At 65.9% G+C, this 24,310-nt stretch carries 25 protein-coding genes and 1 riboswitch; of the genes, 11 read left to right on the forward strand and 14 right to left on the reverse strand.

The window, feature by feature from the left end:
• Positions 1-25 precede the first annotated feature (25 nt).
• Positions 26-1,084, forward strand: coding sequence for a Gfo/Idh/MocA family protein (locus tag QCE62_RS21865; RefSeq protein WP_409017894.1), 1,059 nt, complete (start codon positions 26-28; stop codon positions 1,082-1,084).
• Positions 1,085-1,110: 26 nt separating this feature from the next.
• Positions 1,111-1,557 (forward strand): type II 3-dehydroquinate dehydratase, encoded by a 447-nt coding sequence (gene aroQ, locus QCE62_RS21870; RefSeq protein WP_309923135.1) that lies wholly within the window; start codon positions 1,111-1,113, stop codon positions 1,555-1,557.
• A gap of 90 nt (positions 1,558-1,647) precedes the next feature.
• Here aroQ and QCE62_RS21875 read toward each other — a convergent pair whose 3' ends face one another.
• Both QCE62_RS21875 and QCE62_RS21880 read right to left on the reverse strand, forming a co-directional pair.
• Positions 1,648-1,809, reverse strand: a complete 162-nt coding sequence (locus QCE62_RS21875; protein WP_309923136.1) for a hypothetical protein — start codon at positions 1,807-1,809, stop codon at positions 1,648-1,650.
• Positions 1,810-1,915: 106 nt separating this feature from the next.
• Positions 1,916-2,335, reverse strand: coding sequence for a hypothetical protein (locus QCE62_RS21880; RefSeq protein ID WP_309923138.1), 420 nt, complete (start codon positions 2,333-2,335; stop codon positions 1,916-1,918).
• 326 nt (positions 2,336-2,661) lie between these two features.
• On the opposite strand from QCE62_RS21880, the gene QCE62_RS21885 reads away from it, so the two are divergent.
• Positions 2,662-3,861, forward strand: coding sequence for an amino acid aminotransferase (locus tag QCE62_RS21885; RefSeq protein WP_309923140.1), 1,200 nt, complete (start codon positions 2,662-2,664; stop codon positions 3,859-3,861).
• A gap of 15 nt (positions 3,862-3,876) precedes the next feature.
• Here the strand turns inward: QCE62_RS21885 and QCE62_RS21890 are convergent, their stop codons facing one another.
• Positions 3,877-4,257, reverse strand: coding sequence for a hypothetical protein (locus QCE62_RS21890; RefSeq protein WP_309923142.1), 381 nt, complete (start codon positions 4,255-4,257; stop codon positions 3,877-3,879).
• A 174-nt stretch (positions 4,258-4,431) separates the two neighbouring features.
• Here QCE62_RS21890 and QCE62_RS21895 point away from each other — a divergent pair, with 174 nt between their 5' ends.
• The 3 genes from QCE62_RS21895 (at position 4,432) to QCE62_RS21905 (ending at position 7,756) form a co-directional block, all read left to right on the forward strand.
• Positions 4,432-4,680, forward strand: a complete 249-nt coding sequence (locus QCE62_RS21895) for a hypothetical protein (protein ID WP_309818267.1) — start codon at positions 4,432-4,434, stop codon at positions 4,678-4,680.
• 68 nt (positions 4,681-4,748) lie between these two features.
• Positions 4,749-5,072 carry a hypothetical protein gene (locus QCE62_RS21900; RefSeq protein WP_309923144.1) on the forward strand — a complete coding sequence of 108 codons (324 nt, stop codon included), beginning with the start codon at positions 4,749-4,751 and terminating at the stop codon, positions 5,070-5,072.
• Positions 5,073-5,227: 155 nt separating this feature from the next.
• Positions 5,228-7,756 (forward strand): glucose/quinate/shikimate family membrane-bound PQQ-dependent dehydrogenase, encoded by a 2,529-nt coding sequence (locus QCE62_RS21905; protein WP_309923146.1) that lies wholly within the window; start codon positions 5,228-5,230, stop codon positions 7,754-7,756.
• Between the two features lie 16 nt (positions 7,757-7,772).
• On the opposite strand, the gene QCE62_RS21910 is transcribed toward QCE62_RS21905, so the two are convergent.
• On the reverse strand, positions 7,773-7,910 hold the full coding sequence (locus tag QCE62_RS21910) for a hypothetical protein (RefSeq protein WP_309923147.1): 138 nt from the start codon (positions 7,908-7,910) through the stop codon (positions 7,773-7,775).
• 194 nt (positions 7,911-8,104) lie between these two features.
• Here QCE62_RS21910 and QCE62_RS21915 point away from each other — a divergent pair, with 194 nt between their 5' ends.
• Positions 8,105-9,859, forward strand: coding sequence for a PQQ-binding-like beta-propeller repeat protein (locus QCE62_RS21915; RefSeq protein WP_309923149.1), 1,755 nt, complete (start codon positions 8,105-8,107; stop codon positions 9,857-9,859).
• A gap of 10 nt (positions 9,860-9,869) precedes the next feature.
• Here QCE62_RS21915 and QCE62_RS21920 read toward each other — a convergent pair whose 3' ends face one another.
• The gene (locus QCE62_RS21920) at positions 9,870-10,931 is read right to left on the reverse strand and encodes a lipopolysaccharide biosynthesis protein (RefSeq protein ID WP_309923151.1); all 1,062 of its coding nucleotides are present in this window, start codon (positions 10,929-10,931) and stop codon (positions 9,870-9,872) included.
• Positions 10,932-11,350: 419 nt separating this feature from the next.
• Between QCE62_RS21920 and QCE62_RS21925 the strand changes: the two genes are divergently transcribed.
• Complete coding sequence (locus QCE62_RS21925; protein WP_309923153.1) at positions 11,351-11,827, forward strand: hypothetical protein; 477 nt, start codon at positions 11,351-11,353, stop codon at positions 11,825-11,827.
• A gap of 20 nt (positions 11,828-11,847) precedes the next feature.
• On the opposite strand, the gene QCE62_RS21930 is transcribed toward QCE62_RS21925, so the two are convergent.
• Positions 11,848-12,294 (reverse strand): ester cyclase, encoded by a 447-nt coding sequence (locus tag QCE62_RS21930; protein ID WP_309923155.1) that lies wholly within the window; start codon positions 12,292-12,294, stop codon positions 11,848-11,850.
• A gap of 114 nt (positions 12,295-12,408) precedes the next feature.
• A riboswitch (yybP-ykoY riboswitch) is annotated at positions 12,409-12,576 on the forward strand.
• Positions 12,577-12,585: 9 nt separating this feature from the next.
• On the opposite strand from QCE62_RS21930, the gene mntP reads away from it, so the two are divergent.
• Positions 12,586-13,155, forward strand: a complete 570-nt coding sequence (gene mntP / locus QCE62_RS21935; protein ID WP_309923157.1) for a manganese efflux pump MntP — start codon at positions 12,586-12,588, stop codon at positions 13,153-13,155.
• Here the strand turns inward: mntP and QCE62_RS21940 are convergent.
• Positions 13,148-13,558 carry a DUF6632 domain-containing protein gene (locus tag QCE62_RS21940; protein ID WP_309923159.1) on the reverse strand — a complete coding sequence of 137 codons (411 nt, stop codon included), beginning with the start codon at positions 13,556-13,558 and terminating at the stop codon, positions 13,148-13,150. The two genes, mntP and QCE62_RS21940, sit on opposite strands and share 8 nt — an antisense overlap.
• Before the next feature lie 224 nt (positions 13,559-13,782).
• Between QCE62_RS21940 and alr the strand changes: the two genes are divergently transcribed.
• Entirely contained in the window at positions 13,783-14,883 is a 1,101-nt protein-coding gene (alr, locus tag QCE62_RS21945) for an alanine racemase (protein ID WP_309923161.1), read from the forward strand.
• 28 nt (positions 14,884-14,911) lie between these two features.
• Here the strand turns inward: alr and QCE62_RS21950 are convergent, their stop codons facing one another.
• From QCE62_RS21950 to QCE62_RS21970, 5 genes are all read right to left on the reverse strand, one after another.
• Positions 14,912-15,676: a hypothetical protein gene (locus tag QCE62_RS21950; RefSeq protein ID WP_309923163.1), complete on the reverse strand. Its 765-nt coding sequence runs from the start codon at positions 15,674-15,676 to the stop codon at positions 14,912-14,914.
• Between the two features lie 166 nt (positions 15,677-15,842).
• The gene (locus QCE62_RS21955) at positions 15,843-17,237 is read right to left on the reverse strand and encodes a CoA transferase (protein WP_309923165.1); all 1,395 of its coding nucleotides are present in this window, start codon (positions 17,235-17,237) and stop codon (positions 15,843-15,845) included.
• 117 nt (positions 17,238-17,354) lie between these two features.
• Positions 17,355-18,356, reverse strand: a complete 1,002-nt coding sequence (gene pdxA, locus QCE62_RS21960; RefSeq protein WP_309818294.1) for a 4-hydroxythreonine-4-phosphate dehydrogenase PdxA — start codon at positions 18,354-18,356, stop codon at positions 17,355-17,357.
• A 31-nt stretch (positions 18,357-18,387) separates the two neighbouring features.
• Positions 18,388-19,644, reverse strand: a complete 1,257-nt coding sequence (locus QCE62_RS21965) for a four-carbon acid sugar kinase family protein (protein WP_309923167.1) — start codon at positions 19,642-19,644, stop codon at positions 18,388-18,390.
• The gene (locus tag QCE62_RS21970) at positions 19,641-20,639 is read right to left on the reverse strand and encodes a 2-keto-3-deoxygluconate permease (protein ID WP_309923169.1); all 999 of its coding nucleotides are present in this window, start codon (positions 20,637-20,639) and stop codon (positions 19,641-19,643) included. Before QCE62_RS21970 ends, QCE62_RS21965 begins: the two co-directional genes overlap by 4 nt.
• A gap of 239 nt (positions 20,640-20,878) precedes the next feature.
• Between QCE62_RS21970 and QCE62_RS21975 the strand changes: the two genes are divergently transcribed.
• Positions 20,879-21,658 carry a DeoR/GlpR family DNA-binding transcription regulator gene (locus tag QCE62_RS21975; protein ID WP_309923170.1) on the forward strand — a complete coding sequence of 260 codons (780 nt, stop codon included), beginning with the start codon at positions 20,879-20,881 and terminating at the stop codon, positions 21,656-21,658.
• Here QCE62_RS21975 and QCE62_RS21980 read toward each other — a convergent pair.
• Together QCE62_RS21980 and QCE62_RS21985 are read right to left on the reverse strand one after the other, a co-directional pair.
• Positions 21,639-22,814, reverse strand: coding sequence for a thiolase family protein (locus tag QCE62_RS21980; RefSeq protein WP_409017895.1), 1,176 nt, complete (start codon positions 22,812-22,814; stop codon positions 21,639-21,641). The genes QCE62_RS21975 and QCE62_RS21980 overlap by 20 nt on opposite strands.
• A gap of 42 nt (positions 22,815-22,856) precedes the next feature.
• Positions 22,857-24,158, reverse strand: a complete 1,302-nt coding sequence (locus tag QCE62_RS21985; protein ID WP_309923172.1) for an MFS transporter — start codon at positions 24,156-24,158, stop codon at positions 22,857-22,859.
• Positions 24,159-24,310: the final 152 nt, after the last annotated feature.

Here is a 24,310-nt window from a genome sequence, read left to right on the forward strand (position 1 = left end):
TTTGTCATTACACAGGTGAACGCCGGTGATTCCAGCAGCAGGCAAGACGCGCATTGCCGTGGCGGGCGCGGGGTATATCGGTCAGGCGCACATGGGCGTGGCGCAGCACAGTGCGACCTGCACGCTCGCCGCGATCGTCGATCCGGCGCCCGCCGCCGAGGCCATCGCGGCGCAGGCGCAGGTGCCGCTCTACGCGACGCTCGATCAACTGCTCGTTGAAGACCGTCCCGATGGCATCGTGCTCGCGACGCCCAATCAGCTTCATGTGGAGCAGGCGCGCACATGCCTGGCGGCGGGCGTGCCGGTTTTGCTGGAAAAGCCCATCGCGCCGACGGTCGCCGAGGCGCAGGCGCTCGTCGATGACGTGGAGCGCTCGGGCGCGAGGATGCTGATCGGGCATCATCGCGCGCATAGTCCGATCATGGCGCGCGCGAAGCAGGTGATCGAGGAAGGGCGGCTCGGGCCGCTGGTCGCGGTGATGGGCAGCGCCGTGTTCTTCAAGCCCGACGAGTACTACGCCGGCGCGCCATGGCGGCGCGAGCCGGGCGGCGGTCCGATCCTGCTCAACATGATCCACGAGATCCACAACCTGCGGATGCTGTGCGGCGATATCGTCGCGGTACAGGCGTTCGCTTCGCACGCGACCCGCGGTTTTGCCGTCGAGGATACTGTCGCGATCAACCTGCGCTTCGCCAGCGGCGCACTCGGCACCTTCATGCTGTCTGACACGGCCGCGTGCCCGCGCAGCTGGGAGCAGACGTCGCAGGAGAATCCGGCCTACTCGACTTATCCCGACGAAGACTGCTACGTGATCGCCGGCACGTTCGGCTCGCTTTCGGTCCCGACGATGCGCCTCAAGTCCTACGCCACCCCCGCCGACCGCTCTTGGTGGAAGCCCTTCGACGAGGAAATCGTGACGATGCAGCGCGCCGATCCGCTCGCATTGCAGATGGAACATTTCGGGCGAGTGGTGCGCGGCGAAGCTGAGCCTATTGTCAGCGCGCGCGACGGACTGCAGAATCTGCGGATCACCGAGGCCATCGTCGAGGCCGCGCGCAGCGGCAGAATCGTCGAGACCGTCTGAATTTCCCATCCCATCGAGGACAAGTCATGGCAAAAATCCTGACGCTGCACGGCGTCAATCTCAACATGTTCGGCAAGCGCGACCCGAAGCAGTACGGCACGGCGACGCTCGCGCAGATCGATTCCGAAATGAGCGCGCTTGGCAAGGAACTGGGTGTGGACGTGGAGGGCTATCAGACGAACATCGAAGGCGAGATGTGTTCGCGCATTCATCGAGCCTTCGAGGAAAAGGTCGATGCCATCGTCATCAACGCGGGCGCGTGGACGCATTACAGCTATGCGATCCGCGATGCGCTCGCCATTCTGACGGTGCCGGTCATCGAGGTGCACATGTCGCACGTGCATGCGCGCGAGGAGTTTCGCCACAAGTCGGTGTTCGCGGAGATCGCGAAGGGGCAGATCTCCGGCTTCGGCGTGGACAGCTATCTGCTGGGATTGCGAGCCGCTGTTTCCGCGATCGGCGCGGGGAAGTGAGGCTCGGGAAGAATGGCTTCTGAAACGTGTCCGGCGTGGCGGTCAATCAGGCCGCGCCGGTGTCGGGCAAAGGCGTTGCGGTCGGGTGGGTCAGACCGTGTGGCCGAAATCCTTGGGCTTGGCGCCGGATTTGCGTTCCGCCGCACGCACGCGCACCGGTTGTTGATCGCGCCGGGTGGCGCCCCGGATGAACAGCACCGCACAGAGTGCGCTGATGGCCCAGACAGCTGCAATGATCGTCAAGTAGTTCATGTCGTTCTTCCTGATGCTTCTTCGTGCTGCCTGTGCGGTCCGTCGACGCGGGCGGCGGTCCTGAGGTCCAGTCCGTCCCGCGCGCTTTAGCCGTCTTGTCTCAAACTCAAGCCTGCGAGGCCGGCATCGTCAGAAGACGGCCGATCAGCTGTTCCGCGATCGCGTGTTGCTCGGTGAGGGTGATGGCGTCGTCGCTTGCGGCGTCCGGCGCGGCGCGCAGCGTGCCCGCCAGGCGCATGATGTTGTCCGACACCGACTGCAGCTCTTTCAACAACTCGGCTTGCGTCGCCGACACGTTCTGCTGACTGTTCCCTGCAAGCACTTCAGCCGTGCGATGCGGCCTTGCGTTACCTTCCATCGTCTGAAACATGTCGACCCCCGTGAGTGGATGATGCGATTCTCCCGCCGCTGCTCGAAAAGCAATCCTCCGAACAACACCTGATTCCGGCCTCAAATCATTTTGTGGCCCGTAACCGATGCCTCGCTGAAGTTGCAGCAGGTCCGCCCAGCAAGGCTTTGCGGCCATCGGGCAAAAACATCGCGAATTTTTCGTGGCTTCTTTTTCAGACTGACAGCACGAGCGTGCTGGACGGAAAGGGTGGGCCGCTCAAAAAAACAACACTTTTTACACGAAAGGGCGCGGCGGCAGGTGGGCGAAATGACCCAAATTTTTGGGGTCGCAAGAGGCGTGCGGTAAATATTGCGGCGTGGCGCGCGCTTTGGGGGAATCCGCGAGGCGGATAACGGGCGGAATCGGCTACTATCTCGGAACCATAAAGACTCATCAGGCGGTCACGCACTGCGCGTCAATCGTCCCAACCCTCGCTGATCTCTCGTCCTGACACGCTCACCATGTTCGAACACATCGATGCCTATCCCGGCGACCCCATCCTGTCGCTGAACGAAAACTTCCAGAAGGACCCGCGCACCAGCAAGGTCAACCTGAGCATCGGCATCTACTTCGACGACGAAGGCCGTCTGCCCGTCATGAAGGCGGTGCGCGAGGCGGAACTGTCGATCCTGAAGGATCTCGGTCCCAAGCCCTACCTGCCGATGGCCGGTTTTGCCCATTACCGCGACGCCGTGCAGGCGCTCGTGTTCGGCAACGACAACCCGGCGCGCGCCGCCGGCCGCATCGCCAGCGTGCAGACGCTTGGCGGCTCGGGCGCGCTGAAAGTGGGCGCGGACTTCATCAAGCGCTATTTCCCGCAGTCGAAGGTCTGGGTGAGCGACCCGACGTGGGAAAACCACCGCTTCATCTTCGAGCGCGCGGGCTTCGAAGTGAACACCTACCCGTACTACGACGAGGCCAGCGGCGGCCTGCTGTTCGACGCCATGCTCGCCGCCATCGACAAGCTGCCGGCAAAAAGCGTCGTGCTGCTGCACGCGTGCTGCCACAACCCGACGGGCGTCGACCTCGACGACAGCCAGTGGCTCAGGATCATCGACGTATTGCAGAAGCGCGATCTGCTGCCCTTCGTCGACATGGCCTATCAGGGCTTCGGTTCCGGCCTGGATGAAGACGCCTTTGCCGTGCGCGAACTCGCGCGCCGTGGCGTTCCGGGCTTCGTCGCCAATTCGTTCTCGAAGAACTTCTCGCTGTACGGCGAGCGCTGCGGCGGCCTGCACGTGATCTGCGACGACTCCGCCGCCGCCGACCGCGTGCTCGGCCAGCTGACGAGCGCGGTGCGTTCGAACTACAGCAATCCGCCGACGCACGGCGCGAAGATCGTGACGCAGGTGTTGAACACGCCGGAACTCAGGCAGTCGTGGCAGGACGAGCTGGCGTCGATGTGCCAGCGCATCGCGCGCATGCGTCAGGCTATCCATGACGGCCTCAAGGACCACGTTCGAGGCGAAATGCTGACGCGTTACATCAAGCAGCGCGGCATGTTCACCTACACCGGACTCGTGGCGGAACAGGCGGACCGCCTCAAGGAGGAATTCGGCGTGTATATCCTGCGTTCGGGTCGCATGTGCGTCGCGGGCCTGAACGACAGCAACGTGCAGATCGTCGCCGATGCGATCGGCAAGGTGCTGGCGGCCAAGTAAGTCTCCTCCCCGGCGCTACATCGCGGGACAGGACAGTACTTTCTGCGGCGGCAGGCTGCCCGGTCCCGTGTCCACTTTCGTCCCGCGTGTCGGCGTCAGGATGAGCCGCACGCTGTTCGTGCCTTCGTTCGCGAGTACGTAGACGTCGCCGCTTCCCTCCGGCTGCCAGTACACGCGATACACCTCCCCTTCCTTGTAGACATGCAGCGCGCCATGCCGCACCGCGCCGCTGCGCCAGAAGTTCACGCTTTCGCCCTCGCGCAGGGTGATCGGTGCGTCCTGTCCGCCGGTCGCGCTTTCGAGCGTGCCACAGACGGCGTCGTCGGCGCGGGCGGACAGGCTGACCGTAAGCGCCATCAGCGCGCCGGCGCAGATCGTCAGGGATGAGCGTTTCATCGTCATGCGTCTCCTTTCAAGAACACCGGCGCGCGTGCGCCGTGCCGCGCTGGTTGCAAGATACGCGCCGCCGTTCTTTTTCCCGTGTGCTACTTTGAATGAAGCAGGCCGGCCCGGATGCCTGCATGCGAAGGCGGCCGGCCCGGCAGGCGGCGTTCGATCATGGAGGCCCTCATGTCAGTGATCGCACCGGACGAAAGAGCGGAGTTTCTGGCCATCCTGACGCGCCATCGGCTCGACGAGCAGGATTTCCTCGTGCAGGAGGGCGGTCAGAACGATGTCGTCGATGACGTGTATCCGTTACAAGGGCTCGTCACCATCACGCGGCGCTCCACGCTCAAGGAGCGCGAATATCGCATCGGACACGGCACGAACTGGACCGCTGCGTTCGAGAAGGATCTGAACAAGGGCGTGTTCCGTTGAGCAGCACGCCTGAAGGAAGTGAGCTGAAGCAGTCTTCCATCACGCATCTTTTTGACGCGGAGCAGGCGATGAGACCCATCGAATTCAAGTCGTTCAAGGCGCATGTCGCGATGATGCTGCGCGATCTGCCGCGCGGCGTGACCGCCGATCTGACCGACGTCGCCGTCGCGTACTGGAACGGGACCCAGGTGGTGGGCGCCTATCTGCGCGACCACGGCCGCCTCGACGAGGACTTCGACTTCGACGAAAACGCCTGGGGCAACTGGGGCGAAGAGTTCCTGATGTGGCTGGAAGCGCCGCGCTTCACCGAACGCGCCGACCTGAAGGCGGCGTTTGCCGCCGGTGCGGTCGCGGCGTTGCCGCCCGGCGGACTCTGGCCGCGACCACGCTGACTTTTATCGTAAGTCACCTGTAAAGCTTTATCCATGGCGCGCTTTCATCCGCCGAAACGGCACGTTGATTGCTCCTGACGACGACGCGACAGCGTCCGAACCACGACCGCCCGCCGGCCGTGTCTCGCCATTCATCGTCACTGAGGGAGTCCAGCATGGCTGGCAACGGAAGACTTCATTCGCTCACGTTCTTCACGGCCATCGTGTTCGTCGTCATCGGCGTGCTGCTGGGGATCGGCGGCGCTTACCTCGTGGCGGTGAAAGGCTCGTGGTACTACGTGGTCACGGGCGTGGCCATCGTCCTGACCGGATTGCTGCTGCTGATCCGGCGCCGCTCGGCGCTCCTGCTGTTCGCGCTCGTGCTGTTCGGCTCGACGCTGTGGGCCGTCTTCGAAGTGCATTTCGATTTCTGGCAACTGATGCCGCGCCTGTGGGTCTGGCTCGTGCTCGCTATCTGGCTGCTGATTCCGTTCGTGCATCGCGGGGCCATGTTTGGGCCGCCTTCCACCGCGCGGGCCGCGCGTACGCCGCTGGCGGCGGCGATCATTCTCACGTCGCTGCTCGGCGCCGGCACGTATTTCCGCGATCCGCACGACCTGTCCGGACGCATCGACGTGGAAGCCGCCGCCGATGCCAATCAACCCGACACGAACGCCGGCACCGGACGCAAGCCGGGCGACTGGACCGATTACGGCGGCTCGCCGCTCGCGCAGCGTTATGTGCCGCTGACGCAGATCACGCCGGAGAACGCGCATCAGCTGAAAGTGGCCTGGACCTATCGCACCGGCGACATGCCCGGTTCCGGCGATCCCACCGAGACCACCGACGAGAACACGCCGATCAAGGTAGGCGACACGATTTTCCTGTGTACGCCGCATAGCAAGGTGATCGCGCTGGATGCCACGTCGGGCAAGGAAAAATGGCGCTTCGATCCGCAGATCCAGAGCCCGGTCGGCTTCAAGCATTGGGAGCATATGACTTGCCGGGGCGTCGCTTATTACGATCCGGCAATGCATGCGGCTGCTGCTCCTTCCGATGCGGCCGCTTCCGCGCCTTCAGACGCCGCCGCATCAGCTCCTTTGGATGTGGCCGCTTCCGCTCCAGCCGATGCCGCCGCAGCATCAGTACCCGCCGCACCCGCACCCGTAACAACGCCCGCACAAACCACCGCGCTTGCCGAGTGCCCGCGCCGCCTGTTCCTGCCCACCGCCGACGCCCGCCTGATCGCCCTCGACGCCGACACCGGCAAGCCCTGCGCGAGCTTCGGCAAGGACGGCGCGATCGATCTGCGCGCCAACGTCGGCCCGTTCACGCCGGGCGGCTATTACTCGACTTCGCCGCCGGCGCTGTTCCACAACCTCGTGATCGTCGGCGGCCACGTGACCGACAACGAATCGAACAACGAACCTTCCGGCGTGATCCGCGCGTTCGACGTGAACGACGGCCATCTCGTCTGGAACTGGGATCCGGGCAATCCGGACGCCACCGAGCCGATCGCCGCGGGCGGCACCTACGTCCGCAATTCGCCGAACATGTGGTCGATGTTCAGCGTCGACGAGAAGCGCGGCATGATCTACCTGCCAATGGGCAACCAGACGCCGGATCAATGGGGCGGCCAACGCACGCCGCAGGCGGAGAAGTTCGGTGCGGGACTCGTCGCGCTGGACGGCGCGACCGGCAAGCTGCGCTGGAACTATCAGTTCACGCATCACGACCTGTGGGACATGGACGTGGGCGGGCAGCCGACGCTCGTCGACCTGCAGACGGCGCAGGGCACGCAGCCGGCGATCATCGCGTCGACGAAGCAGGGCAGCATCTACGTGCTGAATCGCGAGACCGGCCAGCCGATCGTGCCGATCAATGAAGTGCCCGTGCCGCAGGGCGCGGCCAAGGGCGACCATACATCGCCGACGCAGGCGGTTTCCGCGCTCAACTTCAATCCGCCGCGCATCCGGGAGGCGGACATGTGGGGCACGACGCCGTTCGATCAGCTCTGGTGCCGTATCAAGTTCAAGAGCCTGCGCTATGACGGGCCGTTCACGCCGCCGTCGGAGCAGGGCACGCTGGTGTTCCCCGGCAACTTCGGCGTGTTCGACTGGGGCGGCATCTCAGTCGATCCGGTGCGGCAGATCCTGATCGCGAATCCGGACTATATGGCGTTCGTGTCGAAGCTGATTCCGCGCGAGAAGATCCCGGAAGGCAAGAGCGACGGCGTGGTCAGCGAGACCAGCGGCATCAAGCTGGCGCGCGGTACGCCGTTCGGCTTCGAGATCAACCCGTTTCTTTCGCCGCTCGGCATTCCCTGCCAGGCGCCGCCGTGGGGTTACATGGCGGGCGTCGATCTGCGCACGAACAAGATTGCGTGGCAGCACAAGAACGGCACGATTGTCGACAGCGCGCCCTTGCCCATTCCGATGCCGCTCGGCGTGCCGAGTCTGGGCGGAACGATCGTGACGGCGGGCGGCGTTGCGTTCCTGACCGGCACGCTCGATCAATACGTGCGCGCCTACGACGTCCACGACGGCCGGAAGCTGTGGGAAGCGCGCTTGCCGGCGGGCGGACAGTCGACGCCGATGAGCTATGCAGACGCCAGCGGCAAGCAGTATTTGCTCGTGACCGCAGGCGGACATGGCTCGCTCGGCACCAAGGCCGGCGATTACGTCATTGCCTACACGCTGCAATGACGGTTGGGGCGCGAGATTACTGCGCGCGCCGGTAGGCTTCGGCCATCAGCGCGCTGACCTTGGCGCGGGTATGAAGCGCGTCGCGCGTGGCTGCGCGAAGCTTGGCGGCGAGGAAGGAAACGAGGGCGATCGGGGTGGCGGCGATGATTCCCATGGCGGACTCCATACTAGGGGTAACTAACTAGGTAATAACCCTAGGTTAGCATACTTTGATGCGGTGCAATAAAACGCTTTCATAAAACCGCATCCGTGTGGGCATTTCGTAAGCTGATTAGACGGATCGCCGTCGCGTTGAAGTGTCGGCGCGATGGTTCCAGGTCGTCCCGTCTCTCCGTCGAGGAGTTGCACATGAAAGCGCTCGTTCCTGCCTGTGCCGCTGCTATCGGCGTCACGCTGCTCGCGATCATCATCGGCGCATGCAGCGGGGGCGGCTCCGGCGGGGACGCCTCCTCATCCGCGGCGGGCGGCGGAGCGGCTTCGGGGGCATCGAGCCCAGCGGGGGCATCGAGTGCATCAGGTGCATCAGGCGCCTCGGGCGCTTCCAGTCCTTCCGGCAGCAACGGCAACGGCAACGGCTCGACCACCGCCGTCAGTCATCCGATGGACGTCACCACCTGGCACAACGACATCGCCCGAACCGGCCAGCAACTGGCCGAAACCGTCCTGACGCCGTCGAACGTCAATACGGTGACGTTCGGCAAGGTGGGCGTGTTCAACGTGGACGGCGCCGTCGATGCCCAGCCGCTCTTTCTGGCCGGCGTGCCGATCGCGGGCGGCACGCGCAATGTGCTGTACGTCGCGACCGAGAACGCGAACGTCTATGCCTTCGATGCCGACAGCGGCGCCGTGCTCTGGAAAGTCTCGACGCTCGGCAACGGCGAGTCGCCCAGCGACGACCACGGCTGCGCTCAGATCACGCCGAACATCGGCGTCACGGCGACGCCGGTCATCGACCGTTCGCGCGGCCCGCATGGCGTGATGTACTTGATCGGCATGTCGAAGGACGGGTCGGGCGGCTATCACCAGCGCATCCACGCGCTCGACGTCACCACGGGCGCCGAGCTCTTCAACGGTCCGACCGAAATCACCGCGAGCTATCCGGGCAACGGCGCGGGCAGCCAGAACGGCCAGGTGCCGTTCACGCCGGGCCAGTACGCCGAACGGGCCGCGTTGCTGCTGTTGAACGGCGTCGTGTACACGTCCTGGACTTCGCACTGCGATTTCATGCCGTACACCGGCTGGGTCATCGGCTACAACGCCGACACGCTCCAGCAGGCAAGCGTGCTCAACCTGACGCCGAACGGCCAGATGGGCGCGATCTGGATGAGCGGCGCGGGGCCGGCATCGGACGGGCAGGGCATCTATCTGCTCGATGCCAACGGCACCTTCGACCCGACGCAAAACGCCCAGGAAATGCCGATCAACGGCAACTATGGCAATGGCTTCCTGCGCATCGACCCAAATCCGCTGCGGGTGCAGGATTACTTCCAGGCGTCGAACACGGTGCAGGAGTCGAACGAAGACGAGGATCTCGGCTCGGGCGGCGCGATGGTGTTGCCCGATTTCACCGATGCAAACGGCACCGTCCAGCATCTTGCGGTGGGCGCGGGCAAGAACTCGACCATCTACGTGGTCAACCGCCTGTCGATGGGCAAGTTCGATTCGAACGCCGACCACATCTATCAGGAACTCGTCGGGCAGATCACGGGGCCGATGTTCGCCGGGCCGGCCTACTTCAACAACACGGTGTACTTCGGTTCGATCGGCGACAGCATCAAGGCGTTCGCGGTATCGAACGCTGCGTTGTCCGCGACGCCCACCAGCAAGACCGCGAACACCTTCGGCGCGCCGGGCGCGACGCCGAGCATTTCCGCCAATGGCGCCACGAACGGCATCCTGTGGGCTGCGGAGAACGGCACCATCGCCGGGCTGCGCGCCTACGACGCAAGCAACCTGGCGACCCAGCTCTACAACAGCGGCGACACCAGTGGACGCGACCAGTTTGGTCAGGGCAACAAATTCATCACGCCGACCGTCGCGAACGGCAAGGTCTATGTGGGCACGAAGAGCGGCGTCGGCGTGTTCGGGCTGCTGGCGAAGTGAGCGCGCGATCTCACGGCGCCGGATGCGCCGCGACGAACGACTTGAACGCGCTGTAGGCCGGCTTGGGCGTCTTGCCGTCGTTCAGCATGATGCCGTACGGGCCTTCGCCGCCGCTGGGGTCGTCGTAGAGTTCGTAGACCTGCAGTGACGTGATGCCGTATTGCGTGGAGATCGACTTGAGCGCGCCCAGCATGTTGACCGACAGGTAATCGGCGGCCTGTTGCTGGGTGCCCGGAAAGCTCGGCCGGATACCGACTTCGTTGATCCACACCGGCTTGCCGAAACTCTTCAAGGTGCCGATCACGTTGTAGCAGCCCGTGCCGCCGCACGCGTGGGTGATATCGCCTTGCTCGGAATACCAGTGCCAGGCCGTCACGTCCCAGGTGACTTTCGGATGACCGGTCGTGCCGTCGGGCTGCGTGCCGTTCGCGAGCATGACATCGAAGCCATAGTGCATCCAGGTGTTGCCGCCGATCACGATCTTGCCCAGCGGATCCAGCGACTTGATCCCCGCGATCAACCCGCGCACCACGCCGCGTGCAATCTGGAAGCGCGTGTTGTCGAAGTCGGTGCTGCGCACGCCGTCCACCCAGCCGACGAGACATTGCGCCGCGAGTTCGTTGGTCACTTCGTAGTACGCGTAGCGCTGCACCGCGACGATCTGCCGGGCGATGGAATACGCGGCGCTGTAGGCATCGCTCTCGCCGGCGAAATTGAGTTCGAGCAGGATGACCGGATACACGGTGATGCCGCTGGCGGCCATCGTCCTGGCGACGTTGGCGAGGGTTCGGGCGCCTGGCGCATCGCGCACCTCGATGCGGTACATCTTCACGTTGAGATCGCGCAATTGCGACCGTTGCAGCGCCGGGCTCGAAAGGGCGTACGCGCCGGTGTTGTTGTGGCCGTTGATGCCGTAGGCGATGTCGCGGGCACTCGGGTACGTGAGCGGCGCGGGAATGACCGGGCGCGCGGCATCGCTGACCGCGGCGGGGCCGGCGCTGTCCGAGCCGCCGCCGCACGCCGCGAGCAACAGGGGCAGCGTGAGCGCGCCGAACTTGTGGACGAGTTTCATGATGAGGAAGGACGCGAGAAATATCGAAGCGATACCCCGAACCGTTGCCGATATCGAATTAGTTGGGCGGATGCGAACCGGAGGGACGCGGCGTTGTGATGGTTCGATGGGAATGCGCGTCGGCGGCGGGCGTCTGGCCGGTGCACGCACGTTCTGCGGAAGGGACAGGAAGAGGCCGCGAAGGCCTTGTTTGGCGAAGCTGCGGGAACGTGTGGGAGCGTGCGTAGAAAACTATAGACGCTGGTTGCGCGCGAAATCAAGGCGTGGCGTCGCCAGGCAAACGCACGAAACGGTAGACCTCCGGAAGCCCTGCTTTTGATTGGGCCGAACGGTCGGAATGCCGTGTCGAAGACGGATGCGTTATATTTCAAAATACATAGCGCATTGCATTCGACGCAAAGAACCTGTCACTGGCTACCATGTTGACCCGCACACGATCACGATCACCCGCCACGTCCGCCCCGGCCGATTCCAGCCTGGGCGCCAGCATCATTACCGTGCAGGCCGCGCGCGATCGCGAACGCGCCGAGCCGCTTCGGGATCTCGTCGATGCGCATCGGCGCTTGCAGGGCAGCGTGTTGCGCTTTCTCTCGTTATTCGTGGAGAGCGTGGAGCCCGCGCCGCTGGACCAACTGGTGGCCTGTCTGGAAAAGAAGGCGCGCGCGGCGGGCTTTGCGCGCATGCCGGAATTGAGCGAAGCCGTGCAGGCGACGCGCGAAGCCGCCCGGCAGCGCGAGTGGCTGTTCTCCGATTCCTTCGGCACCGATGCCGCCGCGCTCCGCGAAGCCGCTCGCGCGCTGGAGCGCCTGGACGCGACGCTCGTCGGCTTGTGTGTCGAACATGTGGTGCGGCAGACCGCCTCGCGCGGCGCGAAAGGCAAGGCGCGGCGCGCCTGAGCATCAATCCGGAAGTACGTTCAGGGCGATGGCCTGATCCCGGACGGCACGGCGTCGAGCTGGCGGAATACGCTGAGCCAGTCTTCAAGATGCCAGGTTTTCGAGACGCGGTCGCCGCGTATCTCGTGGAAGGAGTGAATCGCGAAACGAAGCGGCTTGCGGGTGGCGGCGATGCCCATCAGCGGCCCGGCCTGTGTGCCGCTCACTTCGGCGCGTACGCCCACGCGATCATCCTGCACCAGCATGTCCAGGATCTCGATGCGCATGTCGGGCAGCGCAATGGCGAGATCGGCGAAGATGGGAATCATCTGGTCGGGACCTGGACGCTCTCCGGGCGGTTCGGGAAGATACGCCCAGTCCGGTGTGACGGCCTCGCGCAGCAGCATGAGATCGTGCGTGGCAAATGCGCGATAGAGCCGTTCGACTGCGTCTTTCGCAGCCGCGTGGGTAAGCTGGCCTGCCTGCATGGCGCCTCCGTCATGAGCGGGTTGGCATGCGGTGGAAACTGCGGCATAACGTACCCACTGTACCGCAACCTGTCGTGAACGCGCAGGAACGGCCCAGGAGTCATGTTAAGCTCACGGCTCTTCGCTGGGGAGTAGCCGGCTTTCCGTTCGGGAAAGCGTCCATGTCAACACGCTCGGTCGTTCGGACCGTGGCATGGGCAACCGTCAAGGGTTGGCAAGACCATCGACAGATCCGCGACCGGTCGGGCGCGCGTTCTGTCGTTCCATCTTGCCCGACCAGAGCGCTACTCGATGAACCTCGCCTCCACACTATTCCTCGCCTTCGCCATGTCCACCGACGCCTTCGCGGCCGCCGTCGGCAAAGGCGCCACGTTGCACAAGCCGCGCATTGCCGAGGCCCTGAAGACCGGCGTGATCTTCGGTGTGATCGAGGCGCTGACGCCGCTCGTCGGCTGGGCGCTTGGCAAGGCGGCCGCGCAGTACGTCACCGCGTGGGACCACTGGATTGCGTTCGCGCTGCTGGGTCTGCTCGGCGCGCGCATGATTCGCGAAGGCCTGCGCGCCGTGGAGCATGAGGAAGAAAAGCCCAACTCCCACTCGTTCTGGGTGCTCGCGCTCACCGGCTTCGCCACCAGCATCGATGCCATGGCGGTCGGCGCGGGCCTCGCGTTCATCGATGTCGATATCTTCTCCACGGCCGCGACCATCGGCTTCGCGACCATGCTGATGGTGACCATCGGCGTGATGGTCGGGCGGCTCGTGGGCGCGACCATCGGCAAGCGGGCGGAGATTGTCGGCGGGGTGATCCTGATGGGCGTCGGCTGCGTGATCCTGGCCGAGCACCTCGGCTATCTCAACTGAGCTTGCCTGCCTGCCCGCGGCGCGGCGTGAAGTACGCGAGCGCGGCGGCGACGATGAACAGCGCCGGCACATCGCCGGCCAGATGGCCGATATGCGCATGAGACTGCGTGCCGCCGAATGACTGCACGGCCATGATGGCGCCGTGCACGATGCTCGACCACACCGTGAACCAGATGAGACTCAGGTGCCGCAGCGGATCGCGCGAGGCGATCAGCAGGAACACGCCGAGCGTCGCGTAGAGGCCGACGATCATCAGCGCGTACTCCGAGCGGCCTTCGTGCGTGCCTTCCCAGGCCCAGCCGGAAGGCCAGAGCAGCATCAGGGGATAGACGGCGAACAGCGCGATCAGCCCAACGATCACGAGCACGATGCGCAGGCAGGCAAGACGACGGGCGTCGGTCATGGCGATCTCCTTCGCCCCATGCGGCGTGAGCCTCACGATACGCCGGAAAGCACGCGTCGCGAAGCTTGGGCTGCGTGTTTGGCGGGCAGCGTCTTCCACCAAAATTCGGCGCGAATACGATAACAAAAACTGCCTTCCGGCCGATACGATTCGTGCTTCCACTGCCTTCTTTCACAAAAGCAGCATGGCGCGTCCGATCAGGCGGCCCATGCCGGGGAGCACGCATGCCACGTCCGATTTCCGCACGCATTCTTCTCGACGCCATCCGTCACAACCTGCAATTCGTCCGGGACACGGTGCCGACATCGCGCGTGTGGGCCGTGATCAAGGCGAACGCGTATGGTCACGGCATCGAGCGCATTTATCCGGCGCTTGCCGAGGCCGACGGCATCGCGCTGCTCGATCTCGACGAAGCCGTGCGCGTGCGCGAGCTCGGCTGGCACAAGCCGGTGCTGCTGCTGGAAGGCGTTTTCGAACCGGCTGACGTGCTGGTGGCGGACCGGTATCGCCTGCATGTCACCGTGCACTGCGACGAACAGCTCGACATGCTCGAAGCCGCCCGCCCGCGTGAGCGCATCGACATCCAGTTGAAGATGAACTCGGGGATGAACCGGCTGGGCTTCCGTCCGGCGGACTATGAGCGTGCGTGGCTGCGTGCGTCGCGGATCGGGTCGATCGGTTCGATCGGGCTGATGACCCATTTCGCCAACGCCGATGATGGCGCGATCGACTGGCAAGTCGACGCCTTCGACGCCGTCACGCGCAACCTGCCGGGCACGCGGTCACTGTCGAACTCGGCGGCGGTGCTGTGGCACCCGCGGGCGCATCGCGACTGGGTGCGGCCCGGGACGATCCTCTATGGCGCGTCGCCGAGCGGGTGCGCGCGTCATATCGCGGGCAACCCGCTGCGCGCGGCGATGACGCTGGAAAGCCGCATCATCGGCGTGCAGACGATGCAGCCCGGCGAGACGACCGGCTATGGCCGAACCTTCACGACGGATCGACCGATGCGCGTCGGCGTGGTGGCGTGCGGTTACGCGGATGGCTATCCGCGGCACGCGCCGGCCGGCACGCCGGTCATGGTGGCGGGCGTGCGGACGCGGATCGTCGGGCGCGTGTCGATGGACATGCTCACGGTCGATCTCACGCCCTGCCCGGCGGCGGGTATCGGCGCGCCGGTCGAGCTGTGGGGCGCGCATGTCAGCGTCGATGAAGTGGCGGAGCCGTCCGGTACGATCGGCTACGAGTTGCTGTGCGCGTTGGCGCGTCGGGTGCCGGTGCGGTGCGAGGTGGCTGAAGGGGCAGCGGCGATCGTCTACGAGTGACCCGGGTGACGTGCCGCTGCGCGAAGAATCAGCGCGTCGCCGCCATGAAGAACGCCGTGGAACGCTGCGGCGTCACGCCCACGATGCTCATCTGATTGTTCACGACGGTCGCCTCGACCGGCATCGTCACGCCGCCGCCGGTGGCGCACGCGGCGCTGGTGAAGTTGAGCGAGCCGTCGAGAATGTGCTTGCCGGTCGCGCGCGGCTTGAAGTTGCCGGTGAACGTGCAGGCGCCCTGCGAACCGGTAACTGCGCCGTTTGCGGCGAAGGTGATCGTCGAGACGGTCGTGATGCTGCCCGGGTTGGTCCACGTGCCCAGCACATCGCCGATGGCGAGCGGCGCGTCGTAGGTGGCGTTGTAGTTGCCGTTGAAGTTCAGCGCGGTGGTGTTCGGCTTGGTGTTGATCGAACTCGTCGCCGAGAACGCGCTCTTCGCCGTGAAGGTGCCGCTGAGCGTGCCCGCGATGATCTCGCCGGTGTAGTGCAGCGCGACGACCGCCGGATCGGTGAATGCGCCGTTGGTGGCGGTGACGAAGCCTTCGGTCATCCAGACCAGATCCTGATTCAACGTATAGATGCTGAAGTACTGCCCGGTCTCGAGCACGATGGTCTGCGCGGCAAGGCCCGTGTCCGTCGCGCCGAACCAGATGCCTTCGGGAATCGCATGCGACGTCCTGGCGACGCAGGTCTTCGTGAGGTCTCCGTTCGTGACACATGTTTCGTCGCTTCCTCCGCCTCCGCAGGCGGCGAGAACGGGCAGGGCGAGCAGCATCACTTTCGGGAGCAGTTTCATGGGAACGTTGGAGGTTGTTCTTGTCGATGAGCGTGGTGGGCGCGCGGGAAGGCGCGCCTGCCACGCGTTATCGGAACGTTCGGACGAAACTTGAGATGAGGTTTGTATTCAGGCCGCTATGCCATTCCTGATCGGCACGCTGTGGCATTGATTGGCGGGACATTCCTCACCACCGCGCCTCCCCCGCCCCCGGCCTGACCGATTCCCGCGCATACCCCGCCGGCGTCCGCGCCAGTTGCGCGCTCGGCGTCACCGCCACCAGCTCGCCAAAGCCCGACGCATACCGCGTCATGAACGGCGCGACCTCCGGCGTCGGTGCGGCGATTCCGCCTTCCACGCGCCCCAGTCCGCGCAACCACTGCCCCGTCTGCGCGAGCGAGACCTGCACATGCCAGCTCCCGCCTTCGCGCTGTTGCCGCCACAGCGCCGCCGCCGCGCCGAACGCCATCAGGAAGCCGCTCGCCATGTCGAGCATCTGCATGGGCAATGCACGCGGCTTGCCGTCGCCGGCCGCTTCGCCTTCGGCTGCGTTGAAGCCCATCGCCGTCTGCACGAGCGAATCGAACCCGCGCCGTTGCGCCCACGGTCCTTCCGTGCCGTACGCCGTCAGCGAGACATAAGCGATGCCCGGCCGCCGCGCCGCCAGCGCATCCGGCCCGAAACCGAGCGCCGCCAGCCCGCCCGGCCGATAGCCCTGCGAGAACACATGCGCCTCGTCGATCAGTTGCCCGAGCGCCGCACGATCCCGCTCCGTGCGCAAGTCGAGCAGCGCCGAACGCTTGCCGCGACTCGTGTCCGCGATCGCCGGAATGTTCGGCAGATGCGGCGCGTTCACCAGCATGACGTCCGCGCCGAACGCAGCCAGCGCGCGCCCGCCGACCGGTCCCGCAAGAATGCGCGTGAAGTCGAGCACGCGAATGCCGTCGAGCGGCCGGGCGGCTTCTGCCAACGCAGGCAGCGCGCGCGGCGGCGCATCGCCGATACGGGTCAGCGTCATCAACGGCTGCGCGGCGATCGCACGCGCCTGAGGCGTCGCGTCCCATTCGTCGAAGGTGCGCAGCATCGTGACGACCAGCCCTTGCGCCGCCGCAGCGTCTTCGAATTCGCGGCCGCGCCAGGCCAGCATTGCGTGCTCTGCGTCCGCGCGCGTCGCCGTCTTCGGATCGAGACCGAGCAGGCGCAGCGCGCCATCCTGATGATGTTCGAAGTTCGCGTGAATGCGCACGTAGCCGTCGGCGCAGCGATACAGGCCGGAGAAGCGTCCCCATGTCTCGGGTGCTTGCCCATCGACGGTGAAGGCGCCCGTGCATTCCACGGCCGCGTGCGTCATGTCCACTGACACGCGCTGCCGCTCGACGCCCCGCGCATGCGCCAGTTCGCACGCGGCAAGCGCCGCTGCGGCGACGCTCGCCTGCGCCGCCGTGCCAATGGCGAAGCTCGATGGAAAGACCGGCTCGCGGCCCGGGAGGTCGATGAAAGAAAGCGCATCGTCGGGCAAGCCGGCGATGCGCCAGAGCGCGTGAAGCGTATCGGAAGCTGAAGCGGACGTTTGAGCGGACATGATGGATGGGCGCGCGTGCTTCGTGAGGAAGAAGCCCCCATTGTCGCGCTGACCGCGCGCTCGCGCTCGACCCGCCGCTCAGTGACGTAGCTCAGTGACGTAGCTCGGTGACCTAGCTCAGTGACGCCGCGTCGCCAGTTCCGCGCCTTGCCGCAGCGCTTCGAGCATGCTGCCTTCATCGGCGATGCCCTTGCCGGCGATATCGAATGCCGTGCCATGATCCACCGACGTGCGGATCACCTCCAGCCCGACCGTCACGTTGACGCCCGCTTCGAGACCCAGCACCTTCACGGGACCGTGCCCCTGGTCGTGATACATCGCGACGACGAGATCGAAATCGCCGCGTCCGGCGCGATAGAACAGCGTATCGGCGGGCAGCGGGCCGGTCACGTCGAGGCCGCGTTCCTGCAGCACCTTCACCGCCGGAATGATCTTCTCTTCTTCCTCGCCATAGCCGAACAGACCGTTCTCGCCCGCATGCGGATTGATCCCGCATACGCCGATGCGCGGCTTGCTGATCCCCGCCTTGATGAGCGTCGCGTTGCCGCGTTCGATCGTGCGCTGGACCAGACCCGGCTCGATCTTGCGGATGGCGTCGATGATGCCGATATGCGTCGTCACGTGGATCACGCGCAGTTGCGGAGCGACCAGCATCATCGAGACTTCGTCGACGCCCGTCAGGTGCGCCAGCATTTCCGTGTGGCCCGGATACTTGTGGCCGCCCGCATGCAGCGCTTCCTTGTTCAGCGGCGCGGTGCAGATCGCGTCGATCTGGCCGGCCTGCGCGAGTTCGACTGCGCGCGCGATGTATTGATACGCGGCATCGCCCGCGACGGCGGACAGCTGGCCGAACGGCAGATCATCGGGAATCAGGCCGAGGTCGATGCAATCGATCGTGCCGCGCTCATAACGCGCTTCCGGCGCGCCCTGGATGCGTCGCACGCTGGCGCTGACGCCGGTGAGTTCGATCGCGCGTTCGAGGCGGCGCGCATCGCCGATCACGAGCGGACGGCACTGCTGGTAGACCGCATCGTGCGCGAGGCTCTTGACGACGACTTCCGGACCGACGCCGCTTGCGTCGCCCATCGTGATGCCGATTACGGGGAGGTAGTTGCTCATGATGTTTCGTCTGGATTCGGGGTGAATTCGGTTACTGGCGCGCGACGGGAAGGTCCGCGCCGCGCAAGTGCAGGTAGGCGCCAAGCAGCGCATGCTCGCTGCCGAACGCGCCCGCCTTGGTGACGATGGCCGGCCCCGCGCCGTTCGCGGGCCTGCCGAGCGCGACGCCGGCTTCCACCTCGCGCAACAGCTCGAGACTGCCGACACGGGCGGCAGCGAGCATCGCGCGCGCGGTTTCGCCGCCGGTCGCGATCAGGCCGCCCAACTCGTTGAAATGAGGCGCGACGAGCGCGGCAAGAGCGTTCGACAGGCGCGCGCCTTCGGCCGGATCGAAGGCATCGTCGCGGCCGATGCGCACGATCGCGTCCTCGCGATCCCGCACCGTTCGGCCAATGCGCTCATGCCACGCTTGCCACTCCGGATGACGCGCGCCGTCGCGCAGGACGGCGGGCGGCACGATCATCTCGCGGACGCCGGCTTCCGCGCCGAGCAGCGCGCACTGGCGCTCCGAGATCGCCGAGAGACTGCCGACCAGCGCGAGGATCGGGCCTTGCGTGCCGTCGAACGGACGGGCGCCGTGGGTATCGGCTTCGGTGGCGAAGAGATCGGGCAACGCGGCGAGTTCGCGCGCAAGCCCGCCCGAGCCGACCCAGAAGAACGACGCATCGAGCGCCGCCGTCACGCGGGCGAGCGAGGCGAGATCCTCGCTGTTCTCGGCATCGACGATGATGGCATCGACGCCGTCCGTTGAAGCCGCCGCCGCCATCACCATCGCCGCGACATCCTGCGGCGCGGCGCGGAACGCTTCGAGCGATACATGCGCGACGCGCAGTCCCACCATGTCGAGCATCGCGCGCAGTTCGGGGTTCTGGCCGGCGTGTTCCAGCTGCCAGGTCTCGGTTTCTTCGAGCGGCACGCCGCGCACGATCACGCGGCCATCGCGCACCGCGCGGCCGGTGGCCGGAAAGGCGGGCGCGACGATGGCTGGTCCCGCGAGCCGCGCGAGCGCCGCGACTTCGGCGGTCCAGTTGCCGCGCAAGGTCGAATCGATCTTCTTGTAGAGCCGCCGGCCCGGCGCGCGCAGTGCCTGCCACGCAGCAGCCACGCGCTGCGCGGCTTCGGCGGGCGCGAGGCGGCGCGTGTCGGTATCGGCGGCGATCACGGCTGCGTCCTGAGGCGGCTTGTGCGCGTCGAGCGACACCACCGTCCTGCGGCCCGCCGCCGCAAACGCGATGGCGCAGTCGGCGGCGCCCGAGAGATCGTCGGCGACGATCAGCAAGCTGTTCATTGCGTGGCCTCGCGTGTCTTCGCGGTGGCGCGCGCCTGATCCCGGGCGTTGGCGCGTTTCGCGATCGACGCTGTCAGGATCGGCGAGACGATGGCCGTCACCACCACGCAGGCGGCCACCAGCAGCGTCGCCGATTTGGCCGCTTCGTTATAGACCGGATTGGCCGCCGCGATCAGCGCCGGCACCGCCGCTGCATTGCCCGCGGTATTCGCGGCCGCCGCACCGGCGACACCCGTGCCACCACTGAGACGGTCGGCGAAATACAGCGGAATGCCCGTCACGATCACGACCGCGAAACCCAGACCAATGCCGAGCAGTCCCGCCTGCCAGACCTTGTGGAGATCGAGGCTTGCGCCGAGCGCCAGCGCAAAGAACGGAATCATCACCGGCACGGCACGGCCGAGGAACGCGCGCATCTCGCGGTCGAGATTGCCGAGCAGCATGCCGACTGCGAGCGGCAGGCTGCTGCCGACGAGCGTCGGCCACGGACACGCCGAACGGCCCGCGACACCCCGAGTGACCATGGTCAGGAACGGACCGGATTCGAGCGACATGATCGTGTACGCGCCCACGTCCTCCGAGCGGCCGTACTGGCCCATCAGCGCCATGTAGAGACCGCCGTTGGTGTCGTTCATCGCGGCGACGACGGCCAGCGTCGAGATGCCCGCGAACAAGCCCGAGCTGACCGGCTGCTCGCCGAGGAAATGCCCGAGCACGATGCCCGCGACAATCGCCGTCCCGACCTTGGTCGCGAACAGCGCGCCGCCCTTGCGCAGCAGGTAAGGCGTCGCCTTCACGTCGATGCCCGCGCCCATGCAGACATAGAACACCGCGAGAATCGGCAGCGAACCGGTGAACAGCGCGTTCGTGAACGAGCCGAAGAACTTCGGCATGCCCGGCGCGAAAGTCGCGATCAGCGAGCCGATCAGCAGGGGGACGATCATCATCCCGCCGGGCACGCGCTCGACGGCGCGCTTGATGTGAATCTGAGCCATGCATGTCTCCAAGTGGTTTCTGGCCGAATCACGCAGAATATGATTGATTCGATCAATTTGGAGTGTAGCGCTATCGCCCGATTCGCGCAATTTGCGCAGTGTGCGGGTTTCTACTGATCGTTTCGATCATTTGGTGTATCGGAAGATGAGCGAAACGATCAAACGGCAAGCATGCGGCGAGCCCGCCGGGTTCGCTACACTGTGCGTCCCGCCGGGAAGCCATCGAATCAGGAAACAGGATGAAAGTAGAGAAACGCCGCGAAGCGATGCTCAAGGCCGTGCTGTCCGGCATGAACGACGTCGCCGCGCTGTGCGAGCACTTCGGCATGTCGGAAGCGACGGTGCGCCGCGACCTGAGCGCGCTCGCCGGCGAGCGGCGGCTCGTGCGCACCTACGGCGGCGCGGCGTCGGTGGGCATGCATGAACCGGAGGAATCGCTGGACACGCGCCGCGAGAGTTTCCGGGAACAGAAGGAAGCGATCGCCCGCGCGGCGGTGCGTCACGTGCAGGACGGCGACACCATTTTCCTCGACGGCGGCACCACGACCGCCGCACTGGCACGCCTGCTTGCCGGGCGCACGGCGATTCATGTGGTGACCAACAATCTGCTCGCCGTGGGCGCGCTCGCGGCGGCGGATGTGCGCGTGACGCTGATCGGCGGCGATGTGCGGCCGTCCAGCATGAGCACGCTCGGACCCATCGCGCAGGTGGGGCTGACGCGCGTCACCTTCGACAAGGCGTTCCTCGGCGCGGACGGCGTCGTCGCGGGCCGCGGGCTGTGCGAGGCGACGGCGGAGCAGGCGTATCTGAAGGAATGCATCGTTGCGCAGGCGGCGGGCGTGTTCGTGCTGGTCACGTCGAACAAGCTCGAACGCGCGAGCCAGCAGCACTGGACGCCGCTGGACCGCAACTGGACGCTCGTCACCGATGCGCTGGCCGAAGCGCCGCTGCTCGCCCGTTTCAGCGAGCGCGGCAATGTGACGGTGGAAGCGGGGCCGCTTACGTCGAAAGAAGCGTGACCAGCGCGACCGCCGAGTCGCCCGCGAGCTGACCGCCGTTGTTTTCCGCGAGCGCGACCTTCGCGCCCGGCCGCTGCCGCGCGCCGGCCTGGCCGCGCAACTGCTGCGTCAGCTCGACGATCTGCGCCACACCCGTCGCCCCGACCGGATGGCCACGCGACAGCAGACCGCCGCTCGGATTCACCGAAATCCTGCCGCCGATGCCGGTATCGCCCGAACGGATCAGCTTCGGTGCATCGCCGGGCGCGCACAGGCCGAGGTTCTCGTAGTGGATCAGCTCGGCGGGCGCCGAGGCATCGTGCAACTCGACCACATGCACGTCCTCCGGACCGATGCCGGCCTGTTCATACGCCTCGCGCGCGGCGCGCACCGCGACCAGTTCGCCCGTGCCGTCCGCTTTCGCCGATACGATCGAACTCGCGCGAATGAACACCGGGCGGATGTCGTGCCGCGCCGCGAAGGTCTCGGAGCAGATGAACACGGCCGCGCCACCGTCGCCGATGGATGAGCACATGAACAGCGTCAGCGGATCGCTCACCATGCGGCTCGACAGCACTTCCTCGACGCTCGTCTCCTTGCGAAACTGCGCGTGCGGATTGAGCGAGCCCGCATGACGGCTTTTCACGACGACTCGCGCGAAGTCGCTGGCCTCGGCGCCGGTCTTGGCCATCCACTTGCGTGCCTTCGCCGCGTACAGATCCATGAACAGCGAGCCGGTGCCGGCCGTCACGCCTTCGGGCAGCGGCTCTTCGAGATCGACGGCCTTGGCGAACGCGCCGAACGACACCGCCTTGTCTTCGTGCGAGAGCTTTTCCACGCCGACGACCAGCGCCGTTTCCGATTGACCCGACGCCACCGAAAGCCACGCGAGATGCAGCGCCGAACTGCCGGACGCACAGGCGTTCTCGACGTTGAACATCGGCTTGCCGTCGAGTCCGGTATGGCGCAGCGACGATTGCGCCCGGATCATCTCCTGTCCCGTGACGACGCCCGCCGCTGCATTGCCGAAGAACACGCGATCCACGTCATCGACGTGCACATGCGCGTCCTTCAGCGCGAGCGACACCGCCTCTTCCGAAAGCGACTTGAGATTGCGTTCGAGAAACTTGCCGAATGACGTCATGCCGACGCCGCCAATCACCACGTTGCGCATCATTGCCTCCATTGCATTGGGATAAGGAGATCGGTCAAGCGGGTCTTAGTCGAGCGTCTTGCCGCGCGTTTCCGGCATGCGCGCATAGACGATGCAGCCGAGCACGCAGACGGCGGCCACATAGATCCACAGGTAATCGACGATGCCGGCGTTCGCCATCGCGGTGACGATGGTGGGCAGCGTGCCGCCGAAGAGCGCGGCCGAGAGCGCATAGGGCAGCGCGACGCCGGTGGCGCGGACGTGCGCCGGGAACTGTTCGGCCATCACGGTGGCGCAGGTCGCGGCGAATCCGGACGAAAGCAGCATGCCGAGGGTGACGATGACGGTCGCGCTCCAGTAGTCGTTCGAGAGGAAGTGCAGCGCCGGCCACGCGAACAGCGCGGAACCGGCGGCGAACGCGAGCAGCACGGGCTTGCGGCCGATGCGGTCCGACAGCATGCCGAGCAGCGGAATCGCGACGAGCGACACCACGATGGACACCACGCTGGCACTGAAGGCATCGCGCAGCGGCAGGCCGCGCATGTGGGCGAGGGTCGGGAACAGCACGAGCCAGAGATAGATGCAGAGATTGCCCGCCATGGCGATGCCGATCACGCGGAGCGCCGCGCGTCGATGCTCGCGGATGATCGTGACGAACGGATGCCGCGTGTGTTGCCGGGCGGACGCGGTCTTCCTGAAGGCATCCGTTTCGGCGACGGCGAGCCGCACCCATAGCGCGACGAAGCCCATCAGGCCCGCGATCGCGAAGCCGATGCGCCAGCCCCACGCGGCCATCGCGGGGGCATCGATGACCGACGTCAGCAGCGCGCCGATGGAGGCCGCCACGAGCACGCCCGCGTTGACCGCGAAGTGCTGCCACGAGCCCGCGAAGCCGCGTCGCGCGGGCGCCGCCGATTCCATCAGGAAGGTCGATGCCGAGCCGAACTCGCCGCCGGCCGCGAAGCCCTGCACGAGCCGCGCGGCGACCAGCACGAGCGGCGCCGCGACGCCGATCGACGCATGGCCCGGACACACGGCGATCACGAGCGAGCTGCCCGCCATCAGCGCGACCGAGAGTGCGAGGCCGTTCTTGCGGCCGTGCCGGTCGGCATAGGCGCCGAGCAGCGCGCCGCCGATCGGCCGCATCACGAAGCCCACGGCGAACACGGCGAAGGCCGCGAGCAGCGCGATGCCGGGGTTGTGCGCGGGAAAGAACTGCCGCGAGAACAAAGAAGCGAAGGTCGCGTAGATGATCCAGTCCGTGAACTCGACGATGGTGCCGAGCGTGGCCGCGACGATCGCTTTCTTTTGCGTTCGGCTGAGCGGCGTCGCGGCGGGTTCCGCGACGTGGGGCAAGGTGGTGTGCATGGCGGCGTCTCCGTGTGGGTATGTGCTGGACGCATCCTAGGTTCGGCCCGCCGCGCGCTCAAACGACATTTTTTGCGTGCTCGATTGACTTCTTCTCAATCGAAAACGCCATCACGAAAACTCAATCAAGCGCGCAAAAAATGTCGTTTGAG

It is taken from the genome of Caballeronia sp. LZ033 (assembly GCF_031451265.1).
Classification (GTDB): domain Bacteria; phylum Pseudomonadota; class Gammaproteobacteria; order Burkholderiales; family Burkholderiaceae; genus Caballeronia.